Here is a 15,607-nt window from a genome sequence, read left to right as displayed (position 1 = left end):
GCTTCTAAACCTATTTCAGCTATAACAACCTCAGTAAGGAACACTCGTGTCCTCTCCTGCACACAGTTTTCAAGCGTTGCTGCGGCTACTGCGCTACGCCAAAGGCTATCGTCGGCGCATCATTGCCGCCACCGCCTGTTCGATTATCAACAAGCTGTTTGATATTGCCCCAGAGATTCTGATTGGTGTCGCCATTGATGTGGTGGTCAATCAGGAGCAGAGTTTTGTGGCCAGCCTCGGGTTCGAGACGCCTCAACAGCAGATCACCATGCTGGCGGTGCTGACGTTTGTTATTTGGGCGGGGGAGTCGCTATTTGAGTATCTGTTTCAAATCCTATGGCGCAACTTAGCCCAACGCTTACAAGCGGATATGCGCCAGGATACCTATGAGCACGCCCAGCGGTTGGATATGGCGTTCTTTGAATCAAGAAGCTCCGGCCAGCTAGTGGCCACCATGAACGACGACGTTAATCAGCTTGAGCGCTTTCTGGACGGTGGCGCCAACGCGATGGTTCAGGTAGTGGTGACGGTGGTGGTGATTGGCGCGGTATTCTTTGTGCTTTCGCCGCTGATTGCGCTGCTCGCTTTCACACCTATTCCGCTGATCATTTGGGGGGCATTTTTCTTCCAGCGCAAAGCCGGGCCGCTCTACAGCGACGTGCGTGAAAAAGTCGGTGATTTAGCCAGCCGTTTATCCAACAATCTAAGCGGCATCGCGACGATTAAAAGCTTTACCAGCGAAGACCGCGAAGCCGAGCGACTGCGCGAGGCCAGCGAAGCCTATGTAGACGCCAACAGAAGGGCGATCAAGGTTAGCTCCGCGTTTATTCCTGTGATCCGCATGGCGATTTTGGCGGGCTTTCTGGCCACCTTTACTGTGGGCGGCATGATGGCGCTCAACGGTTCACTCAATGTGGGTGCTTACGGTGTGTTGGTATTCCTGACCCAGCGTCTGCTCTGGCCGCTCACCGGCCTGGCTCAGGTGATCGACCTGTTCGAACGCGCCATGGCCAGCACGCGACGGATTCTTGATCTGCTTGAAGTGCCGATTACCGTTAAAGACGATAGCACCACTCCGCTCGCTCAGCCGGTGCGCGGCGAAGTGACCATCGACAATGTGAGCTTTCACTATGCCACCAGTGGCGTTGGCGTGGAAAACATTCACTTACACGCACCGGCAGGCAACACTCTGGCATTAGTAGGCGCGACCGGCTCGGGAAAATCGACCCTCATCAAGCTGCTGCTGCGCTTCTACGACCCGGAAAACGGGCGGGTACTCATCGATGGCCAGCCGATTACCGACATCAGCATGAACTCGCTGCGTCAGTCGATTGGCCTGGTCAGCCAGGATGTTTACCTGTTTGAAGGCAGCATTCGCGACAACATCGCCTACGGTAAACCCGATGCCGACGAAGCCGCGATTATCGACGCGGCAAAAACCGCCGAGGCGTGGAGCTTTATTGAAACGCTGCCCCAAGGGTTGGATACGCCGGTAGGGGAGCGGGGCGTGCGGCTTTCCGGTGGTCAGCGCCAACGGCTTTCACTAGCCAGGGCGCTGCTTAAAGACCCGCCTATTCTGGTGCTGGATGAGGCCACCAGCGCAGTGGACAACGAAACCGAAGCGGCTATTCAGCGTTCGCTCAAGCGTATTGCCCATGGCCGCACGGTGATTATGATTGCTCACCGGCTTTCTACCATCGTGCATGCCGATGAGATCGTAGTGATCGAGAAGGGCCAAGTGGCCGAGCGAGGCACCCATTCAAGCCTATTGGCAGCTAACGGCCACTACGCCGCCCAGTGGCGGGTACAAACCGGCGAAGCCCAGGCGGGGGATGTGAAAGCAGTTAGTAGCCTTTAACGACTACCGATTAACTATTACCTATTAACCAGGAGCGCATTGAGGGTGACGGGCACATGCTCGTCAATCTCCTGGTAGCCCAGTAACGACATCACGGTGCGCACCGTGGTGTTGGCCATCAGCGCTCGGCCATCCATCGCCATGGGCTCCGCGTGGGTAACGCGTATCTCATTCAGGCCTTCGCGGGTAAACCGCAGCGGCACGGATTCCTGTTGGTTTACCATGTCTGATTGAACGCTAAAGGTCAGCGTCTCAACCAGGGATTCGCCAATATCCAAACCGTCCAACCGCTCTGGCGGCATTTGCGCCTCTAGCGTCACCAGGGTGGTGTTCGCCAGCAAGCCTACCCATGGCGGCAGCTCACCAAAGCGTTCCAGCACATCCGTTTGGCTGAGCTTTAACGGCAAGCGCAGGGTGCCATCGCTGGAGATATCACCCTGCAGATCGCGCACCTGATGGTGATGAGTTTGCGGTGCTTCGCCGTTTAACTGCGTAATCGACGCCTGCACCCGCGACTGGCCAGGATCAAGCTGCCAGTCAGCGTGCACGGGCAGCGCCAACAATAAGGGAAATAGAGCAATCAATGCTTTCACAGCGCGTCTCCGCATAAAGAACTACTCACCAGACTGCCCAATCCACATAAAGTGCCGTAATGACATCAAGATAGCGCAAAGGGGCTAGCCTCACCCGGCCACATTCGCTATGATATGCACGCTTTTCGGGCCTATAGCTCAGTTGGTTAGAGCAGGGGACTCATAATCCCTTGGTCGTAGGTTCAAGTCCTACTGGGCCCACCAATGAAATCAAGTGGTTACAGAGATTAGAGCTTGTTTCTGTCAGTGCTTGGTTGCCATTTGGTTGCTAATGCGCGGCAATCTGGCAACCACACTATCCCATCTTGTTGGATCGGCATGAGCATATCTGCTTGTTACAGTCAGCGATGAATGCCCCAGCAAATCCCTGATGCTCGTTAGTGACTCTCCTTTGCTAGCTAGCAATGAAGCATAGCAATGTCGCATATCGTGAAAACGGATATCTGGTCGACCGATTGCTTCCCTAGCCCTTTCAAATGCTCCCCTGACTCTATCCCCCGTTGTATCAAACGGTAAGCTTTCTAGCAGCGGTATCGCTTCTTCGGAAAGCGGGATGACCCTCGGTTTGCCGTTTTTCGTTTGGTGTGGTTTGAGGACAATCCGGCCGTTGTAAACATTCCTCGGTTCCAGTGCCATCAGCTCACCGCGCCGCATGCCTGTTAGCATGGCTAACAAAATTACTTTTCGTTCGACCTGATACCGCTCGGGTACGGCTTCCAGCAGTTCAGCAAGTTCCAATTCAGAGAGATAAACGTGGCGCTCGTTTTTAGGCGAGGGCTTACGTAGCTTTCCGTCGAGTGGCAAGTCGATCCAATCCCATTCGCGATACGATAGCGAGAGCACTCGCTTGACAGCCTGTATGCGGTTGTTGATGGTCGACTGTGCCAATCCCTTTTCTTTCAGAGCCTTCTGCATCCTACGAGCCGCGTCTAGCAGTTCCTGGCCGATGATGACGCCTGGAGCATGCTCATCCATCCACCTAGCGACCAATAGGATGTGCTGCTTCTGAGAGCGAACGTCATATTCGCTGACCATCCGTTGCAGCCCCTCTGAGAAGGTGTATTTGGGCTTGCGGCCCATAACACCATTAAACTCATCTTCTTGGCGCTGGGCTTCTGCCTTTAACGCGTACTGCCTCGCTTCTCCTTCTGTGCGAAAAGTTCTTTGAGTGCGCTGGCCGTTGATGGTGCCGCGGACAACCCATGTGCCGCGGTCTTTCCTGTTCGAGACTGTGTATCCCATTTTCGATCCTCCTTACGCTGAGGACCTCGCCTGCAGTTCCTAGCGTACTCCTCAACCTCTTGCTGATCAAAGCGCACAGCGCTCCCAAATTGAACGAATCCGATGTCTTGCTTGTGCTCGTATACCCAGCTCAGGCTCATACCAAACTGCTCTGCTACCTGCTCTGGTTTTATTAGCGATCTGGCCATAAGCATCCTCGCCACTGAAGAAGTTGACGAAAATATGATTGCGAAAAGTCTTGGCTTTTTCATACTGTCTGCTAAGCGACAGTTTTTTAGATAAGCAGTGATATTGACTTTTTTAGTGAGTCATGAGCCGTGAGTCACTTGAGGAGCTGCTCTGAATTGATTGGGTGGATGCGTCTAAGGCTGAATAAAGAGTTTTCTAGTTCGCATTGATTTTTGGTCTGCTTGAACTTTGGTAATGATTAGGTGGTGTTTTATGAGTGGGGATGGAATAGAGCTAAATATTACGGGTGATTTATCGCGGGAACTAACGGGTGATGGGGCGTCTGGGGACGAGAACTGGCCCCCTAAGCGTCCAGATGCTGTCTGGTTTATGTATAGTGCCTGCCAGGAGTTGGAGCGTCATGCTCATGAAGTTATAGATCAGACTTTTAGGCATTTAAATATATTGGATCATAAGGGGCGAACTGAATACTTGGCTCAGCTTGAGAAAAGTATCGTTGATATCCGTTTAAAAGATCGGCAGCTATATCAGTCTGTAGAGTTTGAACAATATAAATTTGAAGGCGATAACTTTAAAAAGCACTGTGCTGATCAAACTATACGATATGCTGTTGCCGCGCTTGAAGAGTTCAATAAGAATATGAGAACTTCGTTAGTGTATCCTGATGGATTTTTTTTGGAACAATCAGGAAAGTCCTTTATTCTCATGATTAACTGGATAGTAGAGGCTCGGCGCCACTTGGCCGTATTAGGGAAGCTCTGAAAAAGTCACTGCCATCAGTGATAATACGGCTATCGTCAACTGCATAGGATTCAGTGCTGCCATGGATCAAATCACCTTCTCCGAAGCCGAGTACCAGAACAAGAAGAGAAAGACTCGCCGCGAACTCTTTCTGGAGCGGATGGACAAGCTGATCCCCTGGACGCAGCTGGAGAAGAAGATAGCCCGTTATTACCCCAAGGGCGAGAGCGGGCGGCCTCCGTATCCGTTGTCTGCCATGCTCCGCGTCCATTGCATGCAGTTGTTTTACAACCTGAGCGATCCGGCCATGGAAGACGCCCTCTACGAGATCGAGTCCATGCGCCAATTCGCCGGTTTGAAACTAGACCGATTGCCGGACGAAACCACGATTCTCAAGTTTCGCCATTTTCTGGAACACCACGGCCTTGGCAAGGTGCTGTTCCAGGAAGTGAACAACCACCTAGAGAAAAATGGCCTGATGCTGCGCGAAGGGAGCATTGTCGATGCCACTATCATCTCTGCGCCTAGTTCCACCAAAAACAAAAAAGGCGAGCGCGATCCGGAAATGCACCAGACTAAAAAAGGTAGCTCTTGGCACTTTGGCATGAAAATGCATATAGGTGTCGACGATAAGCTTGGGTTGATTCACAGCATCGAGACCACGGCTGCCAATGTCCATGACATTGTGCCTGCCGATAAGCTCCTTCACGGTGAAGAGCAACGCGTCTTCGGTGATGCCGGTTACCTGGGTATTCAAAAACGCGACGAGCACAAGCACCGCAACGATATCTCTTGGTATATTGCCAAACGGCTTGGCACCCGCAAGAAGCTAGATGCCAGGCGACAGAAAGTCGAAAACATCAAAGCCAGTATCCGTGCCAAGGTGGAGCACCCTTTTCGGTACATCAAACAAGTTTTTGGTTATGGCAAGGCTCGCTATCGTGGACTGGCCAAAAACACTCAGCGCCTGCACTTGCTGGCGGCGTTCAGCAACCTGCTGATCAGTGAGAAATACCTATGGGAATAGGGCGATTGCGCCCCTTTCCCGCTCAATGAGCGGGAAAGGGGCAAAAATACACAAAGAAAGGGAGAAGAGTGTCTGAATTTTCGATTTTTTGTCGGCTCAAGTAAGCGTTGATGAATATCGGCAGTTATTCAGACCTTCCCTAGATACTTCCGAAGCTACTAATTGCTGGCCGATACGCTTATCTGGCTGGCTGCGCCACTGGCGCTATTCGTTGGCACCGTGTGACAGGTTCTGTCTTTAAAGCGATATACCTCGATAAACGTGAGCTCAAGTGCGCCTGTGTCGGCAACAGTAATACCCATTAAGCTTTGTATCGCTCACCGAAAACCTAATGATGATGGGAATGAGGCTATGGATACCGCTTGGGTAATTATCGCCTACTTTTTGCGAGGCGCTTGATCAGGATCATATTTCCCTCCGATGCTGTTCAGGTTGCGTTCAGACAAATCATCCATGATGTTATTGGGGTTATTTATTTGATTTTTCCCAAACCAACGGCCTTAACTGCTGTTGGCTCTTTGGGCGAGTTACTGAGGTGATTATGAGTAACAGTACAAGTAGTCGTTTGCTGATGTTGTGGGTGCCACTTGCTGGGTTTGTCATTTGGGCGGGATACCTGATTGGAAGCGAGCACCGTCTCCACCTATTTCAGTTCTTACCTTTCCTCTTTTTGGCAGCATGCCCACTGATGCATATTTTCATGCATAAACACCACGGCGGTCATAAGGACAAAATAGACAAGGACTGAACCACTCTATATATACATGTACGCGCCTGGGAGAAAGACCATGAAAACGACACAACAAGAGCACCGCTTGGGTGTTTCCAAAAACACACTGGTGACTCGGAATTTAAAAATCAAGCCTAGTAAATCCAAACGCATTGAAGAAGCGCTGTCAGATATCGACCGACTCTATGGAATGGATAAGGTGGTCTACAACGAGAAAAACCGAAATATCAGCCTTGCTTACGATGCGCTGAGGCTCTGCATCGATGACGTTGAAAAAATTCTCAAGCTCCATGACATACAGGTCAGCGCTGATCGGTGGAACCGCTTTAAGAAGGAGTATTACCGTTTCGTCGATCAGAACGTTAAAGACAACGCTAAACAGGAACCTTGGAGCTGTCATTAATAGTCATAACGGCTACATGACACAACCAGGAGGAAGACTAGCTAGTTTAGGGTAAGAGCTGCTTGCCTGTGGCCTCGCAAAATCAGACCTTCCGTTAGTCATTTGCCATGTGGCTGCACATAGGTTCTATATTTAATTTATATAGCATCAAAAAACACCGCACAGGAGTCCTCGGCAGTTATTGCTGCTGTGGTTGCCGTTAATACAAGGAGTCGCTTTCATGGTTGGGCAGGATAGAACGCCACAATATAAAGAAAACAGTCTTTCGTTGGTCGGTGCCGTTGCATTAGGCACCGGCGTGATGATTGGGGCCGGTATTTTTGCGCTAACCGGCCAAATGGCCGAAATGACTGGTCGGCTATTTCCTCTAGCCTTTCTGGCCGCTGCCGTCATTGTCTCTTTCAGCGCTTATTCTTACGTTAAAATGTCCAATACCTTCCCATCAGCAGGTGGGATTGGCATGTATTTACAGAAAGCGTATGGCCCGACGCTTCCCACCGCCTTTCATGCCCTCCTGATGTATTTTTCCATGGTGATCGCACAGAGTTTTTTGGCGAGAACGTTTGGTTCCTACACGCTTGAGTTGTTTGACCTGGGGGATCGTTCACTATTTGTGCCCCTACTCGGGGTTGGTTTACTGCTAATAGCCTTTTTGATCAATTTATCCGCCAACCGCTTGATCGAGACCGTCGCCTCGGTGCTCGGATTTATCAAAATAGGTGGCATTATAGTGTTTGGTATTGTCGGCGTGTTTATTGCCGACTCCATCGAAATGGGTGCTGGCAACGATGCACCTACGCCTACGATAACGGGCTTTTTAGGTGCTACGGCGCTCGGCATACTGGCATTTAAAGGCTTCACGACGATTACCAATAGTGGTTCGGAGCTTAAAGATCCTAAGCGGAATCTTGGCAAAGCTATCACGATCTCGATTGCGCTATGCGTGGTGATCTATGCCCTTGTCGGTTTTGCCGTTGCCAGCAACCTATCTTTGCCTGAAATTATCGAAACCCAAGACTACTCCCTGGCCGCCGCTGCCCGTCCCGCACTGGGTGAAGCGGCAGTTGCGTTTACCGTCATTCTCGCCATGTTGGCAACGGCGGGCGGTATCATCGCCAGCGTCTTTGCCGTTTCACGCATGCTCGCCATGCTGACAGAAATGAAGCTGGTTCCTCACCGCCATTTCCACATGCCCGGCAGTGTACAAAAGCATACACTGGTGTACACCATCGTATTTGGCTTAGTGCTCACCGCTTTTTTTGACCTGAGCCGCATCGCAGCATTAGGCATCATTTTCTACCTGATCATGGATATGGCCATCCACTGGGGTGTGCTTCGTCATCTCAAGGACAGAGTGGGGGCTAATCCTGTTATTCCTAGCATTGCCATACTACTAGATGCTGTCGTGTTAATCGGCTTTTTATGGGTAAAAGCCATCTCGGACCCCATGGTGCTCATCGTTGCTGGCGTAGTAATGGCTACTCTTTTACTCGGCGAATGGATTTTCCTATCCAAACGCGACGCTTCAAACGATAGCGAGCACTCTCACACTCATTAACGTTAATAGCGTTATAGGAGGTACCAAATGGACGTTAGAACCTTTGGTGAATTGATCGATTGGACCCGTCAGTTACACGAGCATCTTGCAGCTTGCCTTGCTCATTGCGCCGATATACACGAAGAAGAGCGCGCTCGCATGTTGCTCAATTACTTAGCTGCACAGGAAGCGGAAATGCAGCGCGTTGTGGCGCGCTTTGAACAGACTGCTGACGCGAAAGCATTAAAAACCTACGTTTATGACTATTTGGAGCATAAACCTATCCGTACGCATCGTACCTGCGATGCGCCCTATTCCACGCTAAGTGTTGACGACATTTGCCGAGAGGTTTTTGATTTCCATGAACAAACGATAAACCTTTATCGAACCCTCGTTGGCAAAGCGGAAATTCCTGAGGCTAAAGAGCTCTTAGATTCCCTTTTAGCACTTGAAGAGCACGAAGCCATGCGCCTTGTTCGCCAAACGGGGAGAATGAACGATGTCTGAAGACCATAACGAGACAAAGGTGAAAGACCCTGTTTGTGGCATGGACGTTGATCCCCATACCTCCCGCCACCGTGCCGATCACGCGGGTAAGACTTGGTACTTCTGCTCAGAAAAGTGTCAGGAAAAGTTTATTGCCAAGCCTGATGCGTATCTTGAGCCAAGCAAACAGTCACAAGCGTCAGTACCCTCGGGGTCTATTTATACTTGCCCGATGCACCCAGAAGTTCGACGAGAAGGCCCAGGCGACTGTCCAATCTGTGGCATGGCGCTGGAACCTGAGACCGTCTCTGCTGACACCGGCCCTTCGGACGAACTCAAGGACATGACCAGGCGTTTCTGGATCGGCCTAGTACTGACCCTCCCCGTGTTTGCCCTAGAAATGGGTGGCCACGTGTTTGGCCTTATGCATTTTATTTCCCAGCAAACCTCTAACTGGATTCAACTGCTGCTGGCAACGCCGGTAGTCGTCTGGGCAGGTTGGCCATTCTTTGTACGCGGATGGCGTTCGCTAGTGCATCGCAGCCTTAATATGTTCACGCTAATCGCGATCGGTACCGGCACCGCGTTGCTCTACAGTTTGCTGGCCACCCTCACACCGGGCATCTTTCCCGACGCCTTCCGTCAAGCCGATGGTTCGGTGGCCGTTTATTTCGAAGCAGCGGCAGTGATTGTCGTTTTAGTTTTACTGGGACAAGTATTAGAGCTACGCGCTCGTGAAAAAACCTCTGGCGCTATTCGTGCTCTGCTCGACTTGGCGCCTGCTACCGCTCGACGCCTTGATGATCAGGGCAATGAGGAAGATATCTCTCTTGACCAGGTTCAGGTAGGGGATCGTCTCCGGGTGCGCCCCGGCGATAAGGTGCCATTAGATGGCGAAGTGATGGAAGGTCGCTCCAACGTTGACGAATCCATGGTTACCGGTGAACCACTAGCGGTGAAAAAGGAAGTCGGCGATGGCGTCATTGGCGGCAGCATCAATGGTCAAGGATCCTTTGTCATGCGCGCTGACAAGGTGGGCCAGGACACGATGCTGTCGCAGATTGTGCAAATGGTCGCCAGCGCCCAGCGCAGCCGCGCACCCATTCAAGGGCTTGCCGACAAAGTCGCCAGCATCTTTGTACCCGTCGTTATTCTCATTGCTGTTGTGGCTTTCATCGCCTGGTCATTGTGGGGCCCTACCCCGCCGATGGCGTTTGGCCTTATTGCGGCGGTTAGTGTTCTGATCATTGCCTGCCCGTGCGCGCTAGGTCTTGCTACCCCCATGTCAATTATGGTCGGTGTAGGGCGCGGTGCCCAGTTAGGCGTGTTGATTCGCGATGCCGAAGCTCTTGAACGTCTAGAGAAGGTCGACACCGTCGTCGTCGACAAAACCGGCACGCTTACCGAAGGCAAACCACGAGTGACCGAGTTGATTCTCACTGAAGGCATTGCTGAATCGGAGCTTTTGCGCTTGGCAGCTAGTCTTGAGCGAGGCAGCGAGCACCCCTTGGCCCATGCAATAGTCGAAAAGGCTAAAGAGGCAGAGGTAAAATTAACAGAAGCGTTGGACTTCGAGGCTCCCAATGGCATGGGCGTTATAGGCCAGATAGATGGCAAGCGTATTGCCCTGGGCAACCGGCTATTGATGGAAAGCGAGGGCGTTAACACCCAGTCTCAAGACACACATGCCGATCAATTGCGCAGCGACGGTGCTACTGTCATCTTTGCGAGCATCGACGGGAATTTAGCTGGGCTGCTCGCCATTGCCGATCCGGTCAAGGAAACCACCGAAGAAGCCATTCGTTCACTCCAGGCTGACGGCATTCGAGTGGTGATGCTGACAGGCGATAATCGCACCTCCGCCAACGCTGTGGCACGTCGGCTAGGCATTGATGAGGTCGAAGCTGAAGTGCTTCCAGAGGATAAAGGCCGAGTGATTCAGCGTCTCCGTGATGAAGGGCGCATTGTTGTCATGGCCGGCGACGGCGTGAACGATGCACCTGCGCTGGCTACAGCGGATGTCGGCATTGCCATGGGAACCGGCACCGATGTGGCGATAGAAAGCGCTGGGGTTACTCTACTGCGAGGAGATCTTACCGGTATTGCCACGGCGCATAAGCTCTCAAAAGCCACCATGCGTAATATTCGCCAAAATCTCTTTTTTGCCTTTGCTTACAACGCGGCAGGCATCCCCATTGCCGCAGGGATTTTGTACCCCTTCACAGGTATGCTGTTATCACCGATTATCGCGGCGGCGGCGATGTCACTCTCTTCAGTGAGCGTGATTGGCAATGCTTTACGACTTAGGATGATTGCTATTAAGTAACAATATCTGGTTCTTCGTCACTTCACGTGGATTTGGCCTGATCGAATAGGCGGCCCACCGGGCTGCCAATCAGGTAGATCATGGCGATAAAGTTGGCCTCGTTCCGGTAGCCACGTGCTCGTGACCGAGCCGCTTGGAACAGACCATTCATTCCTTCCAGTCTTGCGTTCGTCAGTCCCGAGAGCCAGCGTCTGACCACCGCGTCGGCGTGCCGCTCAAGCGTCGCCAGGGCTTTCCCCATCGGCTTCAGCAGTGGCTTTTCAGACACCGCCGCCTGCATGACCTTGAGGTAGTTCGTGATGCGCCACCGAGCCGCTCTGGGCGTTGGAGCCTTCTGGATCCAGCGTAGCTTCTCCTTGATCACCCAGGCATCGGCCGTGGCGCTCTGATCGGCCACCAACTCCTGGAGCGCCGAAAGCTGTTTGGGTGTCAGGTTCTTGTTATCCAGGTTCTTCAGCAGGGCCCAGCGCAGCGACTTGGGGTGCCCCTGCTCCCGGCGCTCTTTCTTGCGTACCTCGTCCAGCCGCTTGGTGAAGGTCTGTACGATATGGAACCAGTCGACCGTTACCTCGGCCTTGGGAAGGTGCTCGGTCACGCCGCTAAGGAAGGCTGGCGACATATCGCAGACGACCTCGACCACATTATTCGGGTCGCCGCCATGGGCCGCCAGGAAGGCGCTGAAAGCCTGGATGGCATCCTTGCCGCAGCCTGGGACGGCAAAGATAACCGGTTCCCGCTTGCGCTGCATGTCGAGGAACACCGGAATGCTTCCGCTAAGTTTCAGAAAGCGGGGATGCGGGACGATTGTGAGAAAGTGGTCGGTTACTCGTTACCGGAAACCCGGACTTGGCCCTGGTTGTTGGCACTCGGCAGCCGAAATCGAACCCGCCATGGAGGACAACAGGTATGCACGTTGTGCTTGGCAGAGGACTCAACCCCCTACTTGCGCCGGCACTGGCGATTCGCTTGGCACACTGGGTGCCGCTTTCATGGGGTGCAGCTGGTAGATGAGTGCCCAGCATGCAAGGCCCCTATAGAGCCCCATCGCCTGACAGCGGAAGATCAACATTTAGCTCAATGCAGTCGGTGTCATGAGGATTTTAGAAAAGCAGTATGCACGTCCCCTTTACCTGAAGCGCTCAGTTTCCAAGTGATGGCTGATCGTGTTTTAGAACAGAATAAGGTGGCGTTTAGGCAGGCCTCTATCACACCCGCCGATTGGTTTTCTATGGTGACTTTCTTTATTGGCGTTGTACGGCGTGCAAGTCGGCGGCCTGCCTCACCCCTCGGCGATGCGCTTCTGTCATTGGGCGTTTCGGTTACGAATAGCCAGATGCCTTTGTCTGGGTTAGCGTTTGAGCTTTTGCCTGTCAGCGAGCGTCGTGCTTTATTGGCGGCGGTTGAGCGGTTAATGAGCATAGGGGTTGAGGAAACGTTCAGTGCGTTGGTCGCGTTCAAAGTGAAAACGAGCACGCTTCATGATCCCCGAAAGTCACCCCCCATTGTGTTGTTACCACTGTTATCGCGGTTGTCTCACCACCCTCATGGGCCGCATCGCCGCCGCGTTTCACTAGCTCATCGCCCCATGTCGGAGCGCGCAGTTAGAGCCTCATGGGCGCGTTTAAAACGGAGAATGAAAGCGGAGCCAACCTCTTGAAGCAACATCAAACGGTAGACTGCGATGAGTGTGGTCGAGATGTCTCCAAATTGTGGCGACGCCATAAGGGTCATGGTTACTGCTCAACTTGCTATGCTCGTGTGTTTAAGCGGCGGATGTGCCCACGATGTGGCGAGTTAGCCCGTCTGCCTAAAAATGACCCAGACGCCGTCTGTCGTCAGTGCGATGTTGACAAACCGTGTGCACGATGTGGAAAAGCCAGTTCAGACTACAACATCGGCAAGGTCACTCCCTACGGCCCTGTCTGTAGCGCCTGCGCTCCCTATTTCAAAGAACCAGAACCCTGCGAGGCATGTGGGAAAGCATCTCAACGTCTTACCCGAGTGACACGTATGGGGCATGATCATCGGTTATGTCCAAGCTGTGCGACGGCAGATCACGGTACCTGCTCTGCGTGTCGTCGGCATCGCTTATTGGTCATGACATCCAGCGGTGACGCATTGTGTAAAGCCTGTTATGAGCAAGGTGAGATCGCCTGTCCATCGTGTGGCCATCCTATGCCAGCCGGTCGAGGCGATGTCTGTGAGCCCTGCTACTGGACACGAACATGCCGCAAGCGGATTTCCATTGGCCAAGCCGGTCTCACCACCAAAGCGTTACGTGAGGCATTTGGGAAATTTGGTGAATGGCTGATTCGTACCACAGGGCCGCATAAGGCTGCCCTCAAGATCAATCATTTCTTCTCGTTCTTCCTTGAGATTGACCAGGCATGGTCACGGATACCGAGCTATTCGGAGCTGCTCCATCACTTTGGGGCAGAGGGGTTGCGGCGTGTTAGGCTTCCCATGCGATGGTTGCATGAAGAGCAAGGGGTAGAGCCGGATCACCAAGCAAAGAAGATCGACTCTGAGAAAAGACGTATTCAAGCGTGTCTCAGTTCTATGCCGTCCGCTTCGCTATCAGACCAAGTGCTGCAAGCCTATTGGCTGCAATTGGAAACCCGTATAGAGGCGGGCAAAACGTCCCACACCTCCGCACGACTTGCACTAAGAGCAGCAGCCGCATTGCTACTCGCTACTGACCGGGAGGGGCAGCGGCTACCTCAACAGGGTGATGTGGACAACTATTTGCAGGCGGTGCCCGGACAAGCAGCCTCGGTGACGGGGTTTACCAATTTTTTAAATCGCCAACATGCCACCACACTAGCCCCTAGAGTGGATGAGAAGCGAGTAAGAAAACGGCGGAAAGAAAAGTTGGCTCGCTCCATGATGAAAATGGCGAAGTGTGCTGATCAAGGAGAGGGCTGGAGGGAGCAATGGATCGTCACAGCCATGGAATATTTTCATGACAAGAAATTGTCCAAAAAAGCACTACGTCGTCAGACCATAGAGCTTTCAGGAGACGGGGTACAGGTGACCATGAACGGTGTGAGCTACTGGCTGCCTGCTTTATAAAACCATCATCGACTCCCACTAGCCGTCTTAAGTGGCTTTTAGTGTCAAATACATGAGGAGCTTAGCCAGCACCTCATGCAGGACAAGGGAGCCTAGTAATGACATCAAAAAATCTACTACAGAGTCATAAACGAATCGTCTTTGTGGTCAGTGAACATATAGATTTCGTAAGGCTCACCCTGAGGCCCTGGCATGCCTGGTGTACCAATGGGCATCCCTGCTAGGCCGATCCCACCTATGTCAGGTTGTTCTTCAAATAATGCCTCGACCGCTTCCATCGGCACGTGCCCTTCAATCCAGTAGTCACCTATTTCGATGGTGTGGCACGACCCCAAACCATAAGGGACGCCAGCCTTCTGTTTGATATCGCCGAGCTCAACGTTATCGACAATGGTTACATCGACTCCCAGCATTTCCAAGTGGCGAGCATATTCATCACAGCATCCGCACTGAGGATTTTTGTACAGTGTAGCTTCGTCCGGCAGTGCAGCCTGAGCCGATGTAGCCCCGAGAGCCAAAGCAATTGATAGAATAGTAGCGTTAAGATGTTTCATGAACGGCCTGCCCTCGTTGTGTGGCTAAACAAGTATTTTGCGAGCGACGCGATACCTAAGCCTACGAGCAGAAGAAAAAACAGCGGCATCAGCCAGCCGTACCAGCCCATTGAGCTCATAAAAGCTAAGCAATCGGCATTCATCATGGTAAGCCTCCGATCAAGTCAGTTAGAAATTACGTCCTAAGTTTACGACTCTAGGGCTACCTCAAGGTCAAGCCTTGTAACCTTGTGAACAATGAAAAGTTGCTATGGATCATATTCTGCCCGCTGGGTTCAGGCTCGTTTCAGGTTAACACCGTATAAATAAGCAGTGACAACAACCCTTTTGAGGTAAATGACCATGCGCAACACCATTTTAACAACTCCTTTGCTTGCTCTTTCACTAAGCCTAGTAACAAGCGCGGCATGGGCTGCGCCCGGCCATGGCGGCGGTGACAGTGGCCTGACCGACGCTGACGTTGACCGCACGATCACTCTTGATGCTGGCGATATGTGGTTCGACCCTGAAACGCTAGAAATGGCGGCGGGTGAAATTGTTAAATTTGAAATCACCAACACCGGCAATTTAGAACATGAGTTTGTGATTGGTAGCAAAGAAGCCCAAGAAGAACATCGTCAAATGATGCTAAACATGGCCAACGGCGGAGGCCACGATATGTCGAATATGTCACACGGCGGCGGTCACGATATGGCCAGCATGGACATGGCAGGTGTCACCATTGCGCCTGGTGAAACCGGGACTTTATTATGGAGTGTCCCTGACAATGTTAACGAGCTAGAGTATGCCTGTAACATTCCTGGTCATTATGAATCCGGCATGTACGGTAATTTTTCTCTCTAATCTGAC

Annotated in this window: 15 protein-coding genes, 1 tRNA gene and 1 pseudogene; 12 read left to right on the top strand and 5 right to left on the bottom strand. The window is 52.2% G+C overall.

Annotated features, from left to right (window positions below; translation table 11 throughout):
- Nucleotides 1-46 precede the first annotated feature (46 nt).
- Complete coding sequence (locus tag YERSI8AC_RS17405) at nucleotides 47-1,858, top strand: ABC transporter ATP-binding protein (RefSeq protein WP_159177224.1); 1,812 nt, start codon at nucleotides 47-49, stop codon at nucleotides 1,856-1,858.
- Between the two features lie 17 nt (nucleotides 1,859-1,875).
- Here YERSI8AC_RS17405 and YERSI8AC_RS17400 read toward each other — a convergent pair whose 3' ends face one another.
- A complete protein-coding gene (locus YERSI8AC_RS17400; protein ID WP_159177222.1) occupies nucleotides 1,876-2,466 on the bottom strand; it encodes a hypothetical protein in 591 nt (196 codons plus the stop codon).
- 112 nt (nucleotides 2,467-2,578) lie between these two features.
- On the opposite strand from YERSI8AC_RS17400, the gene YERSI8AC_RS17395 reads away from it, so the two are divergent.
- Nucleotides 2,579-2,655 (top strand) — tRNA-Ile (locus YERSI8AC_RS17395).
- A gap of 39 nt (nucleotides 2,656-2,694) precedes the next feature.
- On the opposite strand, the gene YERSI8AC_RS17390 is transcribed toward YERSI8AC_RS17395, so the two are convergent.
- Nucleotides 2,695-3,693: a tyrosine-type recombinase/integrase gene (locus YERSI8AC_RS17390; protein WP_159177220.1), complete on the bottom strand. Its 999-nt coding sequence runs from the start codon at nucleotides 3,691-3,693 to the stop codon at nucleotides 2,695-2,697.
- 441 nt (nucleotides 3,694-4,134) lie between these two features.
- Between YERSI8AC_RS17390 and YERSI8AC_RS17385 the strand changes: the two genes are divergently transcribed.
- The 7 genes from YERSI8AC_RS17385 (at nucleotide 4,135) to YERSI8AC_RS17355 (ending at nucleotide 11,132) form a co-directional block, all read left to right on the top strand.
- Complete coding sequence (locus tag YERSI8AC_RS17385) at nucleotides 4,135-4,644, top strand: hypothetical protein (RefSeq protein ID WP_159177218.1); 510 nt, start codon at nucleotides 4,135-4,137, stop codon at nucleotides 4,642-4,644.
- 61 nt (nucleotides 4,645-4,705) lie between these two features.
- Nucleotides 4,706-5,650, top strand: coding sequence for an IS5 family transposase (locus YERSI8AC_RS17380; protein WP_159176486.1), 945 nt, complete (start codon nucleotides 4,706-4,708; stop codon nucleotides 5,648-5,650).
- A 541-nt stretch (nucleotides 5,651-6,191) separates the two neighbouring features.
- Nucleotides 6,192-6,398 (top strand): DUF2933 domain-containing protein, encoded by a 207-nt coding sequence (locus YERSI8AC_RS17375; protein ID WP_159177216.1) that lies wholly within the window; start codon nucleotides 6,192-6,194, stop codon nucleotides 6,396-6,398.
- A 40-nt stretch (nucleotides 6,399-6,438) separates the two neighbouring features.
- Nucleotides 6,439-6,783, top strand: a complete 345-nt coding sequence (locus tag YERSI8AC_RS17370; RefSeq protein ID WP_022522184.1) for a hypothetical protein — start codon at nucleotides 6,439-6,441, stop codon at nucleotides 6,781-6,783.
- Between the two features lie 220 nt (nucleotides 6,784-7,003).
- Entirely contained in the window at nucleotides 7,004-8,341 is a 1,338-nt protein-coding gene (locus YERSI8AC_RS17365; protein WP_008958468.1) for an APC family permease, read from the top strand.
- Between the two features lie 27 nt (nucleotides 8,342-8,368).
- Entirely contained in the window at nucleotides 8,369-8,827 is a 459-nt protein-coding gene (locus tag YERSI8AC_RS17360; protein ID WP_008958467.1) for a hypothetical protein, read from the top strand.
- Nucleotides 8,820-11,132, top strand: a complete 2,313-nt coding sequence (locus YERSI8AC_RS17355) for a heavy metal translocating P-type ATPase (RefSeq protein WP_008958466.1) — start codon at nucleotides 8,820-8,822, stop codon at nucleotides 11,130-11,132. Before YERSI8AC_RS17360 ends, YERSI8AC_RS17355 begins: the two co-directional genes overlap by 8 nt.
- 22 nt (nucleotides 11,133-11,154) lie before the next feature.
- Here the strand turns inward: YERSI8AC_RS17355 and YERSI8AC_RS17350 are convergent.
- Nucleotides 11,155-11,898 (bottom strand): annotated as a pseudogene (locus YERSI8AC_RS17350) (ISL3 family transposase); the annotation flags it as partial.
- Here YERSI8AC_RS17350 and YERSI8AC_RS17345 point away from each other — a divergent pair.
- Entirely contained in the window at nucleotides 11,791-12,789 is a 999-nt protein-coding gene (locus YERSI8AC_RS17345) for a TniQ family protein (RefSeq protein ID WP_422822670.1), read from the top strand. The pseudogene YERSI8AC_RS17350 and the gene YERSI8AC_RS17345 overlap by 108 nt on opposite strands.
- A 518-nt stretch (nucleotides 12,790-13,307) precedes the next feature.
- Complete coding sequence (locus YERSI8AC_RS17340; RefSeq protein ID WP_159177212.1) at nucleotides 13,308-14,204, top strand: hypothetical protein; 897 nt, start codon at nucleotides 13,308-13,310, stop codon at nucleotides 14,202-14,204.
- Between the two features lie 116 nt (nucleotides 14,205-14,320).
- On the opposite strand, the gene YERSI8AC_RS17335 is transcribed toward YERSI8AC_RS17340, so the two are convergent.
- Together YERSI8AC_RS17335 and YERSI8AC_RS17330 are read right to left on the bottom strand one after the other, a co-directional pair.
- Nucleotides 14,321-14,758, bottom strand: a complete 438-nt coding sequence (locus YERSI8AC_RS17335; RefSeq protein WP_016915528.1) for a DUF411 domain-containing protein — start codon at nucleotides 14,756-14,758, stop codon at nucleotides 14,321-14,323.
- Nucleotides 14,755-14,904, bottom strand: a complete 150-nt coding sequence (locus YERSI8AC_RS17330) for a hypothetical protein (protein ID WP_167385703.1) — start codon at nucleotides 14,902-14,904, stop codon at nucleotides 14,755-14,757. The genes YERSI8AC_RS17335 and YERSI8AC_RS17330 overlap by 4 nt, the downstream gene beginning before the upstream one ends.
- 196 nt (nucleotides 14,905-15,100) lie before the next feature.
- On the opposite strand from YERSI8AC_RS17330, the gene YERSI8AC_RS17325 reads away from it, so the two are divergent.
- Nucleotides 15,101-15,601, top strand: coding sequence for a cupredoxin domain-containing protein (locus tag YERSI8AC_RS17325; protein ID WP_016915529.1), 501 nt, complete (start codon nucleotides 15,101-15,103; stop codon nucleotides 15,599-15,601).
- Nucleotides 15,602-15,607 lie beyond the last annotated feature (6 nt).

This window comes from Halomonas sp. 113 (genome assembly GCF_904067645.1).
Taxonomy (GTDB): Bacteria; Pseudomonadota; Gammaproteobacteria; order Pseudomonadales; family Halomonadaceae; genus Vreelandella; species Vreelandella titanicae.
Note: the sequence above shows the minus strand (reverse complement) of the source record. Positions and strands in the feature narration are given on the sequence as shown.